The 20,264-nt window shown below is 35.2% G+C and carries 21 protein-coding genes; 4 read left to right on the top strand and 17 right to left on the bottom strand.

The window, feature by feature from the left end:
• The first annotated feature begins 18 nt into the window (after positions 1-18).
• The 3 genes from ACU1LP_RS06560 (at position 19) to ACU1LP_RS06550 (ending at position 3,057) form a co-directional block, all read left to right on the top strand.
• A complete protein-coding gene (locus ACU1LP_RS06560; RefSeq protein WP_445735889.1) occupies positions 19-1,449 on the top strand; it encodes a DUF5689 domain-containing protein in 1,431 nt (476 codons plus the stop codon).
• 174 nt (positions 1,450-1,623) lie between these two features.
• Complete coding sequence (locus tag ACU1LP_RS06555; RefSeq protein ID WP_445731148.1) at positions 1,624-2,664, top strand: Fic family protein; 1,041 nt, start codon at positions 1,624-1,626, stop codon at positions 2,662-2,664.
• Between the two features lie 15 nt (positions 2,665-2,679).
• On the top strand, positions 2,680-3,057 hold the full coding sequence (locus tag ACU1LP_RS06550) for a hypothetical protein (RefSeq protein ID WP_445731149.1): 378 nt from the start codon (positions 2,680-2,682) through the stop codon (positions 3,055-3,057).
• Positions 3,058-3,440: 383 nt separating this feature from the next.
• Here the strand turns inward: ACU1LP_RS06550 and ACU1LP_RS06545 are convergent, their stop codons facing one another.
• The 14 genes from ACU1LP_RS06545 to ACU1LP_RS06480 form a co-directional block, all read right to left on the bottom strand.
• Positions 3,441-4,226, bottom strand: coding sequence for a hypothetical protein (locus ACU1LP_RS06545; protein ID WP_445735888.1), 786 nt, complete (start codon positions 4,224-4,226; stop codon positions 3,441-3,443).
• Positions 4,227-4,504: 278 nt separating this feature from the next.
• Positions 4,505-5,365 carry an ATP synthase F1 subunit gamma gene (gene atpG, locus ACU1LP_RS06540; protein ID WP_445735887.1) on the bottom strand — a complete coding sequence of 287 codons (861 nt, stop codon included), beginning with the start codon at positions 5,363-5,365 and terminating at the stop codon, positions 4,505-4,507.
• 283 nt (positions 5,366-5,648) lie between these two features.
• Positions 5,649-7,229, bottom strand: a complete 1,581-nt coding sequence (gene atpA, locus ACU1LP_RS06535) for a F0F1 ATP synthase subunit alpha (protein ID WP_445735886.1) — start codon at positions 7,227-7,229, stop codon at positions 5,649-5,651.
• Between the two features lie 56 nt (positions 7,230-7,285).
• Entirely contained in the window at positions 7,286-7,822 is a 537-nt protein-coding gene (atpH, locus tag ACU1LP_RS06530; RefSeq protein ID WP_445735885.1) for an ATP synthase F1 subunit delta, read from the bottom strand.
• 59 nt (positions 7,823-7,881) lie between these two features.
• Entirely contained in the window at positions 7,882-8,382 is a 501-nt protein-coding gene (locus ACU1LP_RS06525; protein WP_445734635.1) for a F0F1 ATP synthase subunit B, read from the bottom strand.
• A 105-nt stretch (positions 8,383-8,487) separates the two neighbouring features.
• The gene (gene atpE / locus ACU1LP_RS06520) at positions 8,488-8,679 is read right to left on the bottom strand and encodes an ATP synthase F0 subunit C (protein ID WP_089889166.1); all 192 of its coding nucleotides are present in this window, start codon (positions 8,677-8,679) and stop codon (positions 8,488-8,490) included.
• Positions 8,680-8,747: 68 nt separating this feature from the next.
• Positions 8,748-9,893 (bottom strand): F0F1 ATP synthase subunit A, encoded by a 1,146-nt coding sequence (gene atpB / locus ACU1LP_RS06515; RefSeq protein ID WP_445735884.1) that lies wholly within the window; start codon positions 9,891-9,893, stop codon positions 8,748-8,750.
• Between the two features lie 351 nt (positions 9,894-10,244).
• On the bottom strand, positions 10,245-10,631 hold the full coding sequence (locus ACU1LP_RS06510) for a DUF6168 family protein (RefSeq protein ID WP_445735883.1): 387 nt from the start codon (positions 10,629-10,631) through the stop codon (positions 10,245-10,247).
• Complete coding sequence (locus tag ACU1LP_RS06505; protein WP_445735882.1) at positions 10,631-10,804, bottom strand: AtpZ/AtpI family protein; 174 nt, start codon at positions 10,802-10,804, stop codon at positions 10,631-10,633. The genes ACU1LP_RS06510 and ACU1LP_RS06505 overlap by 1 nt, the downstream gene beginning before the upstream one ends.
• 16 nt (positions 10,805-10,820) lie before the next feature.
• The gene (locus ACU1LP_RS06500) at positions 10,821-11,240 is read right to left on the bottom strand and encodes a bactofilin family protein (RefSeq protein WP_445735881.1); all 420 of its coding nucleotides are present in this window, start codon (positions 11,238-11,240) and stop codon (positions 10,821-10,823) included.
• A gap of 8 nt (positions 11,241-11,248) precedes the next feature.
• A complete protein-coding gene (gene porW / locus ACU1LP_RS06495) occupies positions 11,249-13,828 on the bottom strand; it encodes a type IX secretion system periplasmic lipoprotein PorW/SprE (RefSeq protein ID WP_445735904.1) in 2,580 nt (859 codons plus the stop codon).
• 316 nt (positions 13,829-14,144) lie between these two features.
• The gene (locus ACU1LP_RS06490) at positions 14,145-14,852 is read right to left on the bottom strand and encodes an ABC transporter ATP-binding protein (RefSeq protein WP_445735880.1); all 708 of its coding nucleotides are present in this window, start codon (positions 14,850-14,852) and stop codon (positions 14,145-14,147) included.
• A gap of 387 nt (positions 14,853-15,239) precedes the next feature.
• Positions 15,240-16,718: a DUF5687 family protein gene (locus ACU1LP_RS06485; protein WP_445735879.1), complete on the bottom strand. Its 1,479-nt coding sequence runs from the start codon at positions 16,716-16,718 to the stop codon at positions 15,240-15,242.
• 9 nt (positions 16,719-16,727) lie between these two features.
• Positions 16,728-17,135, bottom strand: a complete 408-nt coding sequence (locus ACU1LP_RS06480; RefSeq protein WP_445732041.1) for a DUF2059 domain-containing protein — start codon at positions 17,133-17,135, stop codon at positions 16,728-16,730.
• Between the two features lie 124 nt (positions 17,136-17,259).
• On the opposite strand from ACU1LP_RS06480, the gene ACU1LP_RS06475 reads away from it, so the two are divergent.
• Positions 17,260-18,315, top strand: coding sequence for a 2Fe-2S iron-sulfur cluster-binding protein (locus tag ACU1LP_RS06475; RefSeq protein WP_445732040.1), 1,056 nt, complete (start codon positions 17,260-17,262; stop codon positions 18,313-18,315).
• Between the two features lie 40 nt (positions 18,316-18,355).
• Here the strand turns inward: ACU1LP_RS06475 and ACU1LP_RS06470 are convergent, their stop codons facing one another.
• The 3 genes from ACU1LP_RS06470 to ACU1LP_RS06460 all read right to left on the bottom strand — a co-directional run bounded on the left by ACU1LP_RS06470 (position 18,356) and on the right by ACU1LP_RS06460 (position 20,069).
• Positions 18,356-19,330 carry a glycosyltransferase family 9 protein gene (locus tag ACU1LP_RS06470; RefSeq protein ID WP_445734327.1) on the bottom strand — a complete coding sequence of 325 codons (975 nt, stop codon included), beginning with the start codon at positions 19,328-19,330 and terminating at the stop codon, positions 18,356-18,358.
• A 210-nt stretch (positions 19,331-19,540) separates the two neighbouring features.
• Positions 19,541-19,915 (bottom strand): type II toxin-antitoxin system VapC family toxin, encoded by a 375-nt coding sequence (locus ACU1LP_RS06465; RefSeq protein ID WP_445732039.1) that lies wholly within the window; start codon positions 19,913-19,915, stop codon positions 19,541-19,543.
• Complete coding sequence (locus tag ACU1LP_RS06460; RefSeq protein WP_445732038.1) at positions 19,902-20,069, bottom strand: hypothetical protein; 168 nt, start codon at positions 20,067-20,069, stop codon at positions 19,902-19,904. The genes ACU1LP_RS06465 and ACU1LP_RS06460 overlap by 14 nt, the downstream gene beginning before the upstream one ends.
• Positions 20,070-20,264: the final 195 nt, after the last annotated feature.

The raw sequence follows: 20,264 nt of genomic DNA, 5'->3' as shown, positions 1-20,264 counted from the left end.
AACGGTATGATGAAAAGCATGAATAAATTTTTAATAGCCATTCCAATTGCTATCAGCTTAACGGCTTGTGTGCAAGACGATGATTATTCGGTTCCGGATACAAGTATTAAAGAACCCAATATTCCAGCAAATAGTATCACCACTTTTAAAGCGGTTGTGGAGCGTTATGAACAAGCGGTTAATGGCGGAAATGCCACCGTTTTAATTAGGGATGAACAGGATTTATATATTGAAGGCTACGTTATTTCCAGTGATAAAGGCGGTAATTTTTTTGAAGAACTCATCATCCAAAATAAAATGGATGATAGCGACCCCGATAACGACCCACGTTTAGGACTAAAAATAGAAATAAACGCCAGTAGTCTTTACAATACCTTTGAAATTGGCAGAAAAGTGTATGTAAAAATGAATGGTTTGACCATTGGTTTGTCCAACGGCGTGATATCCATTGGTAAGGGCGATTCTAACCAAGTAAAACAAATTCAGGCGTCCGAGTTTCGCAATATCATTAAAAGAGGGACAGAGGTAGCAACACTAACGCCTAAAATTGCCAACATCCAGGATTTAACCGGTAAAGACGAAAACACCCTGATCCAATTAAACAATATGCAAGTGAATCGGTTTGATTTGGCATCCACTTACGCAGGAGAATCTATCGATGAGTTTGATGGGTTTCGTTTTTTAGAAAGCTGCGATAATAAAGTATCTATTTTGATGCAAACCAGTACGTTTGCCGATTTTAAATCCTTACCCATTCCGCAAGGCAAAGGCACGATACAGGGTATTTTTGGCAGGGATTTCCGTGATGCGTTTAATGTGCTGATGATTAACAGTACTTCCGATATTAATTTTGATGGCCAACAACGTTGCGACCCCTTGGAACTGAATTGCGGATTAGCGGCAACTTACGGCACCACCAATTTATTTTATGAAAACTTCGAAACGCAAACAAACAACAGATTGATAACCGGCAATGGCTGGACCAATCATATAGAAGCAGGCACCGAAGGGTGGGAGGCTTTTTCATCGGTATCAACCAATGCGTCTTTGGGAACACGCTCGGCTAGGGTACAAACCGCCAGTTCTGGCGATGTGAGCAATATGGCATGGTTGATAACCCCAGCCCTTGATTTAACAGGAAAAAATGGGGTAACACTTAGGTTCAAAACCTCCAACAGTTTAGCCGATAGCAGTTTTATGGAGGTGTTGTATTCTTTAAATTGGGATGGCACACAGGCAAATATTAAAACGGCAACTTGGGGCGTGCTTTCTGCAGCTTACATTGTGAAAGATTCCGATTCGTTTGTGCCTTGGTTTAACTCTGGAAATGTCGATTTAACTTGTGCTACCGGAACCATACACATTGCTTTTAAATATACAGGAAGCGGACAAGAATCGTTTGATGGGGTGTATGAATTGGATGAGGTTAGTATTGATTATACGCCTTGATGTTTTAGTGTAAAAAGATGAAAAACTATTTTGAAATATTTAGATGAGAATGAGTAGATTTATCGATATGATCTTTTTTAAAAACTAATTCTAGCTCACGCAAAACTTAAATAAAGCTCAAAAAAATCATTTATTGAGCCAAAAATAGTAAATTAGTGAGCTTAAAAAATCGAAATGCTTACAGAAAGAGAACTTGAAATAGTTCAATTTATAAAAAATAACGAAAACAGTTCTTCCAAAGAGGTATATGATAATCTGCCATCTACTTCCAGTTATGCTACCCTAAAGCGGGTTTTAAGCAAATTAGTTTCAGAAAATTATATTATAACCGAAGGAAAAGGAAAAGGTACGAAGTATTTTATTTCTCCCGTTTATGAGTTAGTACAACCCATTGATGTTGACACATATTATGAAAATGAGATTGATGCAAGGGACATAATAGAAAGTTTCAACTTTCAGATAATTACAGGCATTTTAAGCAATCACAGTGTATTCACTAAAAATGAATTGGAAAAACTTAAAACACTTCAAAACAAATACATATCGAATAGTTCTCAACTTACTGAAAACGAGTATAAAATGGAACTTGAACGATTAGCGATTGATTTAAGTTGGAAATCATCTCAAATTGAAGGTAATACCTATTCGCTATTGGAAACGGAACGGTTATTAAAAGAAAAGGAAACGGCATCTGGAAAAACAAAGGAAGAAGCCGTTATGCTTTTAAACCACAAAGATGCATTGGATTTTATAATTGGGAACACCAACTATTTGAATCCATTAACGGTATCAAAAATTGAGGATATCCATAGTATTTTGATAAAGGAATTGGGGGTTGAAAGAAATTTAAGAAAACGACGTATTGGTATTTCGGGAACCAATTACCGTCCGCTTGATAATGAATTTCAAATTTTGGAAGCTTTGAAAAATAGCTGTGAGGTCATCAATAAAAAAGAAAATGTTTTTGAAAAAGCCTTATTGGCATTGGTACTGATTTCTTATATCCAACCGTTTATGGATGGCAATAAAAGAACCGCAAGAATAGTAAGCAATGCCTTGTTAATGAGCGAGAACCATTGTCCTTTATCGTTTCGTACCGTAGATTCCATAGGCTATAAAAAAGCCATGTTGTTGTTTTACGAACAGAACAATATTTCAAACTTTAAAGCCATTTTCATTACTCAATTTGAATTTGCCGTAAACACTTATTTTTAGATTGAAACCCAAAAAATGAACACCTTCGACATCCTATTCTACAATATTTTCACTTATTTCAAACCCAAATACAAACAAAACTCTATCGATATTGCCATACTGTATGTATCGGTATTGCAATGTGCCTTGTTATTGCTTTTAGGAGTTTTCTTTGCTAAGTTTTTTAATCAAATGAACATGACTACCATGAGCAACCAAAAAGCATGGGCACTTTTTGTTTTGGCTTCGGGGTTTCTGTTTTTTAAAAATTGGATGCAGTACACAGGCAAAAGGCGCATGATGATAAACGCCAAAATGAACAAAAAAGCAAAACCACAGTATAATATCTGGTTGCTCTTATTGTTGCCAATGAGTGTTTTAGTACTGGCTTTTATTCTCTTTCAATCCACTTAATCTTTTCTATAAAACTTTTAGCGTTCAATAAGCCGTTTCGAACGCTGTGGAGAACCTTCAGGTTGGACGAAGTCAACTCACATATTTAGAATCCTTTCAATTGTACGGAAGCTAAAAACCATTAAGAGCGTAGTTTTTAGTCAACCCGTAACTATTCAGCCACCAATAAAAATCGATAAATTAGACACGGATTTCACGGGTTTTTATTGCTTCGCAATGATTTTCCACAAAAATTAGTGAAACTATTGCATACTGAATACGCAAAAATCAGTATCAGATTTTAAATCTTTAAAATTGAATGTAATAATGATACCATCCCAAAATCAATGCCATACAAAAACCTCACTTGATGTGAGGTTTGATTTATAAAACATTCGGTTATTTTATTTTAGATAACTTTTAAACACTGCTGTCTTTTTATCTTTTAGTGTTGCCTTTATAATATAAATTCCCCTACATAAATTGTAGTTTTCCAATTTTTGTCCTAACAAGTTATATACTTCCAAATAAATTTGGTTTTCATTGGAAACGAATTTCTTGTTGTTAGCGAATACTTTTGAACTTATCAATGTGTTGCTTTCTGAACTTAAAACAGTATCTGCAATTTCAATATTATTTATGGAGGGATAAGTACTACCCGTTCCATCGGTAGTTATAATTCTCACTTCATCTACATCATCAAAATCGGGACCTAAAGATACAACGACACTATTAGGGTTACTGTTTCCTGTAAAAGCTGTTGATGCAACCTCAGAGCCATTTTTAAATCCTATTACAGTCATTGGTTGACTATTATTGTTACCCCAATCATACCATTCAAAACCATTTATTTGAAATTCATTCCCTGAAGCTTCCTTAATAGTTTGACCTTTCCAACCATTGGCACCAGATGGACCAACGAAAGTGGTAAGTCCTGGGAATAGATTGCTATTGGCCAAATCCGCTGCAGATTTCCATTCCAGTTCACCTATATTGGTTAAAGCATCATCTACATTGAATATCTCAATAACCAATCCTGAAATATCAGTGGAACCTCCTTCGCCATCATTCGCAATTCCATCGTCCCAAACGGTACCGCCATCAGACGTAAAAGTCAATGTTTGGGCATCAGCTTTATTTGAAAAAAGTAGTAAAACTGTAATTAAAAGTAAAAAAGTAATTTTTTTCATATTGATGTAAATTAAATTTGTAAATTTTTAGATACCAATATATTATTTTCTTACTATTTACACTACTTTGTCTTTATAAAATTTAAATAAAATAACTTTTAATCGATTAAAATAAGCTTTTAATCGATTATTTTAGATATTAAAATACGAAAAAAGCCTCACTTAAAGTGAGGCTGAATATTATTTCCATTTTTCGATTAAGGTATGGCGAGAATATGGTTCTTAATTATTGAACGCTTCCGCTCATTTAAAACATTTGACATTGCAAAAAGCCCAGTCTAATTGTTCAATGCCTCTGCGCCGCCAACAATTTCAAGGATTTCGTTGGTAATAGCAGCTTGTCGAGCTTTGTTGTAGGTTAGTTTAAGCTGATCTCTTAGCTCGGTGGCGTTATCTGTTGCTTTATGCATGGCGGTCATACGCGCACCGTGTTCGCTTGCAAAAGAATCCCTAACACTTTTATACAATTGTGTTTTTAAGGATTTTGGTATGAGTTGCTCAACAATTTCCACCTTTGCTGGTTCAAAAATATAATCTGCATTCGTATTCACGCTTCCTTCAACTGGAACAATAGGTAAAAACTGTTCGGTCATGACTTGTTGCGTCGCGGCATTTTTAAATTTGTTGTAAACGATTTCAATTTTATCGAATTCGCCAGCAACAAATTTTTCCATTAACATTTCAGCGATTTCAGCAACATTATCAAAAGTTAAATCGTCGTACACCTCACTGCTGTTGGCTACCACCCTCGTGGTTTTCTTAAAGGCATCGTTTCCTTTTTTGCCAATGGCTATATACGATACTTCTTGGTTCGCATATTTTTTGGAAGCTAGCATGTTAACTTCCTTAACAATGTTTGAGTTAAACGCTCCTGCCAGCCCACGATTAGACGTAATTACTACTAAAAGCACTTTTTTAACCTCTCGCTGTGTTGAAAATTCACTTTCAGAATCAACATCTAAAGTGGCGCTTAAATTTTGTAAAAGTTCGGTTAACTTGTCTGCATAAGGACGCATTGCTGTAATAGCATCTTGTGCCTTCTTCAGTTTTGCGGCCGATACCATTTTCATGGCACTGGTAATCTGCATCGTTGAAGATACCGATGTAATTCTGTTACGTATTTCTTTAAGATTAGCCATTTTTTATTGGTATTAAGTATTAAGATGTCAGTATTAAGTATTAAGATGTCAGTATTAAGTATTAAGATGTTGGTATTAAGTATTAAGATGTTGGTATTAAGTATTAAGATGTCAGTATTAAGACCAACAACATATTTTCTGAAATTTACGATTTGTATTTTCTACTTAATATTTTCTACTTAATATTTTCTACTTAATACTTAATACTTTGTACTTTCTACTTAATACTTAATACTTTGTACTTTCTACTTTGTACTTTGTACTTTGTACTTTCTACTTGATACTATTTTCTATACTTCCCTGATAAATCCTTAGCTACAGCTGTTAATGTATCAGTAATCTCATCCGTTAATTTTCCTGCTTTTAAATCTGCTAAAACGTTACTGTGTTTCGCTTTTAAGAATTCGATATAATCATGTTCAAATTCTTTTACTTTTTCAACAGGCACATCCCTTAATAAGTTTTTAGATCCTGCATAAATAATGGCAACTTGATCCTCCACTTTAAATGGATCGTTTTGGGCTTGTTTCAAAATCTCCACGTTACGTTTTCCTTTTTCGATGACGTTTAAAGTAACCGCATCCAAATCCGATCCAAATTTAGCGAAAGCCTCCAACTCACGATATTGCGCTTGGTCCAGTTTTAAAGTACCTGCAACTTTTTTCATGGATTTGATCTGGGCATTACCACCCACACGCGATACCGAAATACCCACGTTAATTGCCGGTCGAACCCCTGCATTAAATAAATCGCCATCTAAAAAGATCTGTCCATCTGTAATGGAAATTACGTTTGTTGGGATATATGCAGAAACATCACCCGCTTGTGTTTCAATAATTGGCAATGCCGTTAATGAACCGCCTCCTTTAACCAAAGGTTTTAATGAATCTGGCAAATCGTTCATATTTTTAGCAATATCATCATTATTGATTATTTTTGCAGCACGCTCCAATAAACGGGAGTGTAAATAGAAAACGTCTCCAGGATACGCCTCACGTCCTGGTGGACGACGTAATAATAAAGATACCTCACGGTATGCAACCGCTTGTTTTGATAAATCATCATAGATAATTAACGCTGGACGACCGGTATCCCTAAAATACTCTCCAATAGAAGCTCCAGTAAACGGTGCATATACTTGCATGGCCGCAGGATCTGATGCATTAGCTGCTATTATTGTAGTATAGGCCAAAGCACCTTTTTCTTCTAAAGTTTTAGCAATTAAAGCTACGGTTGATGCTTTTTGGCCAACGGCAACATATATACAATATACAGGTTTTCCTGCATCGTAAAATTCCTTTTGGTTTAAGATGGTGTCAATACAAACCGCTGTTTTACCGGTTTGACGGTCGCCAATAACCAACTCACGTTGCCCACGGCCCACAGGAATCATCGCATCGATAGACTTGATACCTGTTTGCAATGGCTCGGTAACTGGCTCACGGAATATAACGCCTGGAGCTTTACGCTCTAAAGGCATTTGGTAGGTTTTTCCAGAAATAGGACCTTTACCATCAATTGGTGTCCCTAATGTGTCCACCACACGACCAACAATACCTTCACCAACATTGACTGAAGCAATACGACCGGTACGTTTTACAGTAGATCCTTCTCGAACACCCACTGAAACACCTAGTAGTACAATACCAACGTTATCTTCTTCAAGGTTAAGTACGATACCTTCCAAGCCGCCTTCAAATTCAACTAACTCACCATATTGCGCGTTAGCCAATCCGTAAGCACGTACAATACCATCACCTACGGTTAATACAGTTCCTACCTCATCCAATGAAGCACTTGCCTCGAAACCTGATAGTTGTTGCTTTAAGATTGCTGATATTTCAGCTGGTTTTACTTCTGCCATCTTTTTTTAGATATAAGATGTTAGATATTAGATGTTAGACATCTAATCCAACATATTTAGTTTAATGAAAATTCTCTTTTTAATTTACCCAATTGGTTTGATATACTTGCGTTGTATTGAATATCACCTATTCTTAAAATGAAGCCTCCTAAAATGCTTTCATCTACAATGCTTTCTACTTCAATGTCTTTTCCTGTTAATTGTTTAGCTTTTGCCAGCACTTTTTTCTTTAAATCATCAGTTAAAGGAATGGCCGTTGTTACAGTGGCAAGTTCAATACCGTTTGACTGGTCGAACAATTGGTTGTATTTAACAGCTACACCCCCTAAAATAGCAATTCGGTTATTCGAGATTAAAATATCTATTAAGCTTAAGGTTGTTTTGTCTGATTTTTTGAAAACTTCCAATAAAACAGATTTTTTAACTGCCGGACTTATTACAGGACTTTGAAGCGCTTCGCTCAAGTCTTTACTTTGTGCAATGGTGTTCGCTATTAATTTCATGTCAGCATTAACAGCATCTGCCGATTTTCTGTCGGATGCCAAACTTAAAACTGCTTTTGCGTAACGTATTGCTGCTCTTGATCCTGCCATATTTTTAGACTTTAGACTTTAGACGCTAGATACTAGACGTTCAAATCTAATTTTGATTTTTAGTTTAACTTTGCTTCGCCTAACATAGACTCCACCAATTTAATTTGCTTGTCTTTGTTAGATAATTCTTCGCGTACCACTTTTTCTGCAATTTCAATGGATAAATTTGCCACTTGCGTTTTTAATTCGGCAATAGCTGCTTTCTTTTCACTTTCAATAGCAGCCTGTGCTTGCGAAATCATTTTATTAGCTTGTACTTGCGCTTCGCCTTTGGCATCTTCAATCATTTTGTTTTTGATATCGCGCGCTTCCTTCAACATGCTTTCACGCTCTGCTCTTGCTTCTTTTAATAACTTTTGGTTATCAGCCTGAAGGTTTTGCATTTCCAGTTTTGCTTTTTCAGCGGAATCCAATGCGTTTTTAATGCCCTCTTCTCGGTCATTAACGGCATTTAAAATTGGTTTCCATGCAAACTTGCGAAGTACCAACAGTAACAAGATGAAGATCAATACATCCCAAAAGAACAACCCGACTGAAAACTCGTTTATTAATTTATCCATAGTATCGCACCCTTTTAGGGGCTGTTTATATTATACTTTTAATTTACATTATAATACAACACACTATTGCAACCAACCGTTACAATAGTGTGTGTTTTGTTTTGATTACCCAGCAAAAATAGCTGCGAAACCAATACCTTCAATAAGAGCTGCTGCAATCAACATCGCCGTTTGAATCTTACCGTAAGCCTCAGGCTGACGAGCAATAGCCTCCATAGCTTTACCCCCGATCATACCGATACCGATACCGGCACCGATAACCGCTAGTCCTGCGCCTATTACACTTGGAATTTCCATAATATATATATAATTAAAAATTAAACATTCTGTTCCAAAAAGCTCCACAATTTGAGCCTGCATTAACTTTATAAGTGTTGTGCCTCCCCTTCGTGCTCTTGGGCATGTTCGTGCGTTTCACTTGCAAATCCAAAATAAAGGGCTGCCAAAATCGTAAATATATAGGCCTGTAAAAGTGCTACAAAAAATTCAATCAACGAAATTGCAAATGCCAACCCAAATGACAAGGTGCCGCCTATCCAGTTTTGGAAAATATAGATCAAGCCCAATAAACTGCCAAGCACTACGTGGCCCGCGGTCATATTTGCGTACAAACGTATCAATAGTGCGAATGGCTTGATGAACAACCCTAAAATCTCAATTGGCACCAATACAATGTATATGATTATTTTCCCAATCCAGGGCATGCCATCACCCAATGGATCAAAAATATGCTTCCAGTAATCTTTTGTTCCTGTAAACGTGGTAATAAAGAACACAATGGCTGCCAAAGCAGTTGTTACGGCAATATTGCCAGTAACATTAACTCCAAAAGGTGTTAGCCCGAACATGTTCAAAAACCATATAAAGAAAAATATGGTCAATAAAAACGGCATGTACTTTTTGTATTTTTTCTCACCAATATTCGCAATGGCAATATCATCTCTTATATAGATAACTATGGGTTCAAAAAATCTTCCAACCCCTCGAGCTATCCCTCTGGTTTTAGCATAGCTTTTTGCCAAACCCCTGAATAGAAAAAACATTAAAACAGCTGTGACCAACATCATGAACACCCCTTTTGTTATGGAAACATCTAAAGGCTTCTCATTGGTAGCATGCCCTTCTTCATTGTATTTGATGGTTCCAGAAGCATCTGTTCTGTAAATTTTGCCATGATCTATTTTGTAGTAGTCGCCTTCAACCTCGGCAACCTTTTCACCGTGGTGGAACCTTGAGCTTGAAAAAACTTTCAGGCCATCATCCCATAAAATGATTGGAAGAGGAAAACCTACATGATGCACTTCTCCAGTTTCGTCATCCGTATATGAATAAATCCCAAAGTCATGGGAATCCAACAAGTGATGTGTAACTTCTTCTTTCACTTCTTGTTTTCTGGACGTTTTGGTATCGTTGTTTTGATCTGAATCTTTTTTCAGTTCACCAGCAAAACCAAAGAAGGTTGTTGCCGTAAAGAAAAGTAAAAGTAATCTAGTCTGTATTTTTCTTTGCATTTTAGACCTATTAATGGTGTCCTTAAAATCGGTGCAAAGTTATGTTTTTATCTCAAAAACAAAAACAATTTTTAATTTTATTTTATTCAAGTATTTTAACGCCATTTTAAACCCGTTATGCGAAACGTAAAAAATTGTTTTTCAGCAAGATGATAATTCAATCTGAACTTTTATTGATTTAAATTTTTGCGAACTTATTCCAACGTGAATAACGGGTAATAAAATTAAGGTTGAATTTTTATTTTTCCCCTCCCAAAAGGTTGGAAAAATTCCTTAAATGTAGAAAATGTATTACCCTTTAGGGCTGGGGAGGGGACATTTTCGGCTCAATAGGGCTATCCATTATTCACGTTATTCCAATTTGTTCAGCCATTTGCTCAAACTGAATGTCTCTAATGCCAAACCAAAAACATAAGGCACAAAAAATGAGGCAAATTCTAATCTGTTGATCGTATTGTCCAACTTGTAGAAAGGATAAAAAACGGCGAAGAAAACGGCGAATTTCAAAAAACTCCCAAACAAAAATAAAAACCCCAGTTGGCTTTTATATTTTTCCTTTAAATGATACAATACGCCAAAAACCAATATTACCAATATTAAGTTTACAGTATAGGACAGTAGGATTCTGTTTTCAAACAGCGGAAGGTTTAAAGTGCTTAAAACGGCAATATGCACAAAAAAAACAATGGCCAAAAAAACAATGGCTTTTATGGCAAAGCTTAAAAAAGGATTACTCATTAATACTTGATTCTATTGGCTTGTTTTATAACCGCATACAGTGAAATTCCCACACCCAAAAGCGTCATAATTATGATATAAAGTTTATCGCCATGGTTATATTTTGTGTCTAAAAATTTACCAAGAAGTACAAACAAATAGATGGTTATACCCATTTGAATAGCAATTCCCATAAGCACAGCGGCATTTTTAAGCTGTTTTCCCGGTTTCTTGTTGTTGCTGCTCTCCACCTTTATTCATTTCTTTAACCGTACCTTTCATAATGCACTTTACATTAAAATTTGCTCCAGGCTCTACCGATAGTTTTCCAACTACCACTTCGCCTTCTATATGCGCGTCCTTTTTTAAAGTTAAAGTGCCAGATAAAGACAATTTGCCTGAAAACTTACCTTCAAAATAGGCGTCTGTACCTTGCAAATTTCCTTTTACAAAACCTGATTTACCGACTACAATTTTTCCTGTGGTCTTAATATTTCCTTCAATGGTGCCATCTATTCTAAAATCGCTTTCACTATTAAAATCGCCCACTATTTTGGTGCCTTGGGCAACGTTATTTTGGTTAGAGCTGCCTTCAATAGCTTGTTTTTCTTTTTTGTTTTCAGAGAACATAATGTTAGTTATTTGGGGTTAATGATTGTGTTTAAATACGCATCTAAATTTTTATGGATTTGAATGATTTGATAATTATCGGAGGTTATTACAAAATAGGATTCCCTGATTTTTTTCTTATCCTCCTTATTCAATAATTGATCGAATGTGTTGGCAACTTGGGCATTTTTTAAACCATGTACCATTACAAACATGGTAGTTGGGTTATACACATCAACCGAAGATTTTAACGAATAATATCTTAAGTTTTTTAATGCCTCATCCAAAGTCTGTTTAAAATTGGCCACTTGCTCTGGTTTAGGGTTTTCAAACTTAAAAACCACCTTGTAATTATTGGTTGTACTATCGTTTTCCTTGACAAAATCGGTATTCGTCAATCTTGGCAGCACATGGGCCTCCATATCTTGCGCTCGTTTCCCTTCCTCGGTATTTGCATAGGTAATGGCTATAAAATTTATGGCTTTACCATAAGCTTCAAAACCATATAAACGCCCTGTGGCGGTGGCTTTTAAAAGTTCTAATTTTGGTACTATGGGCTCGCCATCAAAGGTGTTGATGTATGCCTCACTTTCTGAAATTACCTGAGCATATTCTTGGTTTTGAAATTTTTGATATAGTGCTTCGTACAAACTTTCAGGACTGTTTTCATCTTTTGCCGAAGCCGAATCCGGATTGTTAAGAATCGTTGCGTATCGAGAATCTGGATAATTGGAAATGATATCGGTTTTAGCAATGGAAGCCTCATCATTATGGCCTAAAAGTTCGTAGATTTTATATAGATTATATTTTGAAGGAAGCATCAATCGCTCTTCCGGATTGCTTTTAAGCAAATTTTGAAATTTATTTTTTGCCAATCCGTATTCTTTAAATTTTTCTTTATAAATGAGTCCCAATTGATAATAGGCATAATTCCTTTCTTTGGAAATACTATCGATTTCTTTTGTTTCGGAAGGAATTTTTGAAATATAGAATTGCGGGTCGAACAGTTCATCTTCTGATGCCGTAGCCAATATATTAGTATCTAAAATGGCATTTCCAGAGGATGATTTCGATTTGTTGGACCACCTCCAGTTATCTTCCAAAGCTCTATCTCCCCAAATTTTTATGAATTCATTTTTGCCATACGCCACCGTAGTAGGGTTGTAGAAATAAAATGTTGCCGCTTGGATAGGCGATCCGCCCCGTGTTGGCACATTTCCTCTATTTCCTGCAATTGTGCTGTTAACGGTAGCCAGACCAGTATTGTTACGTTCGGCGGCCTCGGCTTTTTCCTTTTCTTCTTTTGCTTTTATTTTTAATTTTTCGATGAAGGTTTCAAAATAGGCAACTCTTTCGGGTTCCGGTAAATTTACAAGGTGTAAAACACTGTCATTTACTTTGGCAATGGCTTCATAATAAATAACATCGTCCAAATTATCACGTTTACGTTTTATAATACGGTAAGGTTTTGAGTTTAGCACCAAGTTGGTCATGGTACTATCGTAATAATTTCCTGCATCTTGGTAGAGGGATTTATCAAAATTCATATCACCAAGAATCTCATAATTTTTGGCTCTTAAAACTTTGTCCTGTGAATTGGTTCGTAACGATTTATTAAAATAAGTAATCGCCAAAGAATCGGATTTGTTATTTAAAAAATACGCTGCTTTTTGATGATAGATTTTATCTAAAAACGGACGGTTTTCCCTATTTTCTTCAAGCTCGTTGATCAATTCCAACATCTCAAATTTATTGCCTTTTTCGTAATCGAAATTCTTGATTTTTTCGATATATGCACCTATCATATAAATTCGAGGGGTTTTGCGGTTGAGTTCAATGACTTTATCAAAAGCAAAATTAGCGCTGTCTTTCTTGCCTAATTCATTATATAACTGCCCTTGAATAAACCGGTAACGCCCGCGCTCATCATCATTCTTGGTGGCATTTGAAGCTATTTCAAGCTGCGTGATGGCACTGTCAACAGATTTTGTGTTTAAATACGCTTGAGCTAACATGGAAGTGGCATCTGCCAAATCTTGATCTTCTAATTTTTCTTGTTTTAATAAGCGCTTTAGGTTTTTAATGGCAAGCTCATCATTATCCAACCGGATGTTTGTTTTTTCGCGCCAAATCTTGGCTTGGTTAATCTTATCGCTAGCGGGATATTTGTAAAGGATGTAATTGAAAGCCTCTAAAGCGGGCACAAAACGCTGATCGAAATACCTGGATTTTCCCAAAAGCAAATACGCCTCATCCATTTGTGGGTTTTTTTCTTTGCCTTCAATAGAAATGCTGTGCTTTTGAATCGCTTTTACAGCCTTTTCTTCCGCCCTGGTGAAATTTTCATTTTTAGATTGACCGGGAAGTACAATTTCTTCGGAGATTTGCATCCGTTCAATTGGTAAAATGGCCCAATAATTATCAAAATAACTAGTGTTTAAGCTATTTTTTCCGTCTTCTAAAGCGTTATATCCATTGTAAAGCGCATTGAATTCTGCCGTAACAGCATGAAAATTGCGGTTAATAAATTTATCCTTTTTTCTGGAACAACTTATTAACACCAAAGTGGAACACGCAATAATTAAGGTTGCTTTAAAAGGTATTTTCAATACTGGCATTTTTAATCTAAATAAATAACAATAAACTCGTGCTTTTAGTATGTAAGCAGGTAAAAATAAGCATCTTTTTTGATTTATCGATAAAACGACAGGTTTTTTGGGTGAAATGTGGCTCGCAAAGGAGCTAAGGCGTAAAAATTATTTCACTGAGATAAGCGGAGGGAACTCGGAGTTGCACGGAGATTGACGTGTAAATTGGCTCGCAAAGGTGCAGAGGCGCAAAGTTATATAAGGACAGATGTCGGTAAGAAAGCTTCTTTTTCTCTGTGAATCTTTGTGTATCCTCTGTGCAACTCTGTGTTATAGCTTAAGCCACTTCCGCCCCAGAAAAATGCGCTTCCAATTCTTTTAAAGTAGCTGCATTGGTTGCTAAATCTTTAACCACTTCGCCTTTTTCTAGCACCACAATACGTTCGCAAACATCGGTAACGTGCATTAAATCATGACTTGATATAAGCACGGTAATTCCTTGTTTTTGAGCTAAATCCTTAATAATACCTTTTAAACGAATTTGAGTAGTTGGGTCTAAATTTGCAAAAGGTTCATCAAGAATGATGACTTCAGGGTTTCCTATTAAAGCAGCAACAATACCTACTTTCTTTTGGTTTCCTTTACTTAAATCGCGTAAATACTTTTTCTGTTTTAGTATTTCGTCATGGAAAAAATCTTCAAAACCAGCTAAAAGTTTGTCAACGTCCGCCTTGTTTTGGTTTCGTAATTCGCCAATAAAATAAAAATATTCTTCTGCAGTTAAATAGCCAATCAAAAAACTTTCATCAATAAAAGCAGCTGTAAATGGTTTCCAATCTTCACTTTCATTAACTTGAATGTTGTTTGTTTTAATAAATCCCGTTGTTGGCTGTATTAAATCCAATAGCAAACTAAAGTACGTGGTTTTTCCAGCCCCATTATTGCCAACCAATCCAAAACTCTGCCCTTTCGGAATCTCTAAAGATTCGATATTTAAAACAAGATTTCCACTGTACTTTTTTGATAAGTTTGATGTTATTATCATAATATATTTTATAAAATTATTCAGTTTTTAAAAATCAAAAAATCAAATTTTTATTCGAGTATATATCTTATTTTAAAAACTAAAAAAACGTTTTTTAAATTTTAAAAAAAACTAATATTTTGTCTTTACTTTTTAATGAATTTATCATGTAAAAAAACATTTTAAAAAAAAGTTTTTTTTTATTTTTCTAATGATTTAAAAAATGTTTAAATATCAATTAAATCAGTACTTAAGCTATTTTTTAATTTTGAATTGTTTATCAAAAAAATGCGTTTTTTAAAACTTAATAAATTCATTTTTTTGATTCTAATAAATTTTTGATTTTATATTGAAAAAAATAAGATTATTTTTTTATTCATTATTCAAAAATTATCAACCCGTAATTATTTAATTATTTTGATCAAAAGCAGCAATCATTTTATACTTTGAATCTACATATTTGGCGGTAATCAGTTTCATTAATTTTTCATGGAAAACAATTCCGACAACACCGAGAATTCCTAAAACCAAACAACCTATTTCAAAACCTGCCAAAAAATAAGTGATTCCGAAAATAGCAAGTGGCACCAGCATTAATGGAATACCAATGAGCCACTGCACTGCACCCGTGCCTTGGTAATTAAATGCCGCCTTTTGACTTAAATCTATTTTTTTTCGGTTGAAAGAACCTCCATACAAAATAACATGTGTGTTAACCCCCAAATTATAAATAGCCGCTGCAAAATGTGCCAACAGTATTTTCCAGCCAAAATAAACATAGGGGATGCTTAACACAAACAAAATAATGACACTTAAGGCCATTAAAGTAAACTTGGATTTTAAATACTGTTCGTATTTAATATTTTGGCTCATAAGCAGTTTGTAATAGCCACTGTCCCACGCTGGAATAAATTGTCCAAAATTTATTAAAAAAATACCCGTGACAAAAATGCCTATAAAGGCATAAAACCAGGGCATGTTTTGATACATTGGCTGTGGATAGAAAAACAACCCATAAAGTAGGCCTATCACTAGCATCCAAACAGATGATTTCGTGCGTTTGTTGCGCCATAGCAATTTTAAATCGAGTTGCATAAAAGGTGCCATGTCCCCAAAGTTTTTGGTCCATTCTAAATTGGAAGTGTTTACCTCTTCAACTTTTGTTTTTAACCCGCTATCCAAAAACAATTTCTTATGTAAAATCTTAAAATTATAGAGATACAATGCTGCTAATATTGCTATAAGAACGACCAACAAAACAGGGTTTTCCGATACTGCAACAAGCCCTTTTGACAAGGCTTCGGAAATATTTATAATATTGAAATGGTTTAGCCCGAACAGGGTTCCGGCAAAAGCAATAATGGGTAAAAAAGACAGTTCGGTTTCAGCTGATAAGCTTTCAATAATAAAATTAAGAAAGTTATTAATTGCAATAATTAATATTAAAGCAAGCATCCATACTAAAATGGTTGCGCTATGGTAGCCATTACCAATAAGTGTGATGCCAAATGGAATGATAGCGAACAATGGCAAAAAATTAATGAATGCCGTAAGCGATTTGCCCAATACAAAATGGACAATCGTTTTTCGTTTTACGGGGATGGTCAATAAAGGCTTTACACTCATTGCTGGGAGTTTTTGAAAAAAAAACCTAATCAACAAATCGCCCAATATCCAAAAAAACAATAATCCGTTGAATACTATAAATGGGTCGCTGCCAGGATAAACTTCTTTAAGTATTTTAAACATAAAAAAGCCCATAACCAAAAAGATACCGGCAAAATACAGTGCCAAAAAGCCCATAAGTATTTTAATCCCTAAGCTTTTTCCAAAACTGGCCGAACGTTTAAAAGATTTCCACTCTAAACTTAAAAAGTGTTTAATCATGCTGGTGTTTTAGTTGTATTTCTGGGCTATTTGGCTCACTTCCATGCCCCAGGTTTGACCAAAAGCCATGGCTTTTTGCATTAAGCCCAATTGTTTCTCGGCAAGTTTTTTTCCTAAATCGGTATGGTAAAATGCCACTAATTCTTTGATTTCGGATGGTGTGAATTCAGCCATATATAATTCAGCCATCTTTTCGTATAAGCCATCCAATGTGGCAGTAGCTTCCTTAGTATAGGCTTCCTTATTGGCTGCGGAAACATTATATCCAATTTGGTCAATGGCACTTTCAAACGCTTTCCCAGCGCCCGTTAACTGTAAAAATTCTACAGTGTTGGCTTTAAACTCGGTGTTTTCCTGTGCTTGGACTTGGGTAGCAACTGCCACAATAAACATAGATACTAATAAGATTTTTTTCATTTGATGGTTTTTATTTACTGATTATTTAATAATTTTTAATGGTTAGTAAGCTTTTTATATTAATTGTTACAGGTAAAGTTAAAATTTACAAATCAACTTTAGTATTTTTGTCAAAAATTAACAGATGTCATCATTCCACAAACTATCGATTAAAAATATAAAAAAAGAAGCCAATAACGCCATAAGTATTGCTTTTAATGTGCCAGAAAATTTAAAAGGCACTTTTTCTTTTAAGGCAGGACAGTACATTACTTTAAAAGTGAACCTTAATGGAAATGAGGTGCGACGGGATTATTCCTTATGCTCATCCCCTAAAAGTGGCGAGCTGAAAGTGGCAGTTAAAGCGGTACAAGACGGTACATTCTCATCGTATGCAAACTATAAATTAAGAGCGGGCGATGTTTTAGAGATAGCACCACCAAAAGGGCGTTTTATTTTTGAACCCAACGACAAAAAAACCAAAAACATAGCGGCTTTTGCTGCTGGTAGTGGTATTACGCCCATTTTAAGCATTATAAAATGTGCTTTGGAAGAAGAAGTTCATAGTCATGTGATTTTGGTGTATGGAAACAAATCTACCCAAGATACCATGTTTTTAAACGAACTGTTAGAGCTTCAGCACCAATATAAAGACCGGTTTTCCATTCAATTTGTGTTTAGTAAACAAGATAAAGATGATTCTATTTTTGGTAGGATTGAAAAAAGCACGGTTAATTATGTGATGCTGAACAAACACAAACATGTTGAAGTGGACGCTTTTTATCTGTGCGGACCTGAAGCCATGATCCATGTGGTAAAAGATGTTTTGACCGATAATGGCATTGACAAAGACCGTATTCACTTCGAGCTTTTTAAAGCAGCAAAACCTGTTGAAGTAGAAGAAAAAACAAGTGTTTCGGGTAAAACGCAAGTAACCATAACGGTTGATGATGAGACCACCACTTTTGAAATGTCGCAAAAACAAACGGTTCTTGAAGCAGCATTAGATGAAGATATAGATGCGCCTTATTCATGCCAAGGTGGTATTTGCAGTAGTTGTTTGGCGCGCTTAAAAGAAGGCGAAGTAACCATGAGACAGAACAATATATTAACCGAAAAAGAAGTAGCTGACGGATTGATTTTAACCTGTCAGGCACAGCCAACAACGCCGAGCATTGTGGTGGATTATGATGATGTTTAAAAAATAGACGCTAGACATTAGAAGCTAGACCGCTTCGCTTTTAGACTAAAGACTTAATCTTTTCAATAATAGTTTCAGGAAGAATGCTTCTAGAGGCTTCTTTGTAGTTTTCTGGGCACTTGTTTCCGTAAACAGAGGTTGGTATTTTTGGAAACTGATTTCTGTCTGATAAAAGTGCGTAATCGTTGGGTTGGTTAAACGGTGCAAAACCCGTAAAAGGGTGCGTTACGCCCCAAATAGTAACTGTTTTTATTCCTAACATAGCTGCCATGTGGGCGTTTCCAGAATCCATGGAGAGCATCACCTCTAAATTTGAAATAACATCCAATTCTTCATCCAGGGAAAGTTTTCCAGCAACATTCACTACGTTTTCAAAAGTTTTCTCGAAACCATTTAAAATATCCATTTCATTTTGTCCACCACCAAATAAAACCACTTTATAGTCTTTAGAAAGTGATTCAATAACATCACCCATTAAATCCAACGGATACATTTTGCCTTCATGGGCAGCAAAAGGAGCTATTCCAATCCATTTAGACTTTTTAAGTCCTAAAATTTCAATGGTTTTTGAGTTTATTGTTTTAGCTTCAGGAAACGACGGATTGCTTAAATCTATGTTATAACCCAAAGCATCAAAAACATCCGTATAGCGTTCAAATGTTGTTTTTAATTGCTGAAATTTTCCGCTGGAAATCAATGCTTTTTTTTCGGCCCTACCTTTATCAATTTGAGCCGTTTTTATTCCGAATAAAAATGATTTTAAAACCTTACTTCGCAACACATTATGTAAATCGGCAACGGCATCAATTCCTAAATTCTTTAATTCCTTTGAAAGTTTGTATAGTCCGGAAACACCTTTGTGCTTGTCCTTTACCTCAGCAGAATACACCGAAATGTTTTGTAAATCCCTAAAAAATGGTTTGAAAAAAGAGCGGGTTAAAACGGTAAGTTTAACCTTGGGATATTGTTTTGTAAAGGCGCGTAAAACGGGCACTGTCATAGCAACATCGCCCATGGCTGAGAGACGGATAACGAGGATGTGTTTGGGTGTTTGAAATTCGATTTTTGATGAAATCATTGTTTTTATAACACTTTCTTGGATGTTCCAAAATTAAAAATAACTATATAAGTAAGGGGGCTTGAAAGTGGTTTATTAACAAATTATTCGACGCTTCTTGGGAATTAGATTTTTTTCTTTTCTAATTCTTAAATGTTGTTCTCTTGATTACATGTTTTCGTAATGTATCAGTGTGAGCTCCTCTACTTTTTTAAACTCAATATCCGAAGTAACTAAAGGTAAATCTAAGTACAATGCCGTTGCAATAATAATACTATCTGGAAGTTTTGTATTATATGTTTTCCGGATTCGTATGGTTTCCTGTTTTACTGAGCTATTTATAGTTATGGTTTTACATTGTGATATAAACTCTTTGATAACCTTTTCTTCTTTTGCCGTAATACCTTTGTAAGCTAATAATTCCAATTCTGTAATGATAGAGATATACAACTGCTTTTCGTTTAATAATTCGGCCAATGTTTCGTCTCCATTTAGTAAATAGAGAATGATATTGGTATCTAAAAACAGTTTATTCCCATTCATTACGAAGCTGTCTTTGTATGTTCAGCGCATCTTTTCTTAAGCTTATTTTTCCAACGTATTTATAGGCATCAACACCTTTAGGCTTTTGCTTTTTTGCTAAACTTTCCAATATGCTGCTGATGCTCTTCTTTGTGGCTCCATGTTTTATTGTCATAACCATAGCTTCCCGTTTTTATATTACAAAAGTAAATTTATGTTTTTTATATAAGTACATGACAAAAATTGAAACACACATTTTAAATGACTGATTGTCAATAGCTCTATAATATTTGGCGTTTCAGACCTGTCAGGTTTTTAAAACCTGACAGGTCTTGATTTCAGTAGGCTTAATAGAGTTTAATAAATGTTA

The sequence above is a fragment of the Mariniflexile sp. genome (assembly GCF_052728615.1).
The sequence above is the reverse complement of the archived record's forward strand: the minus strand, read 5'-3'. Positions and strand labels throughout refer to the sequence as shown.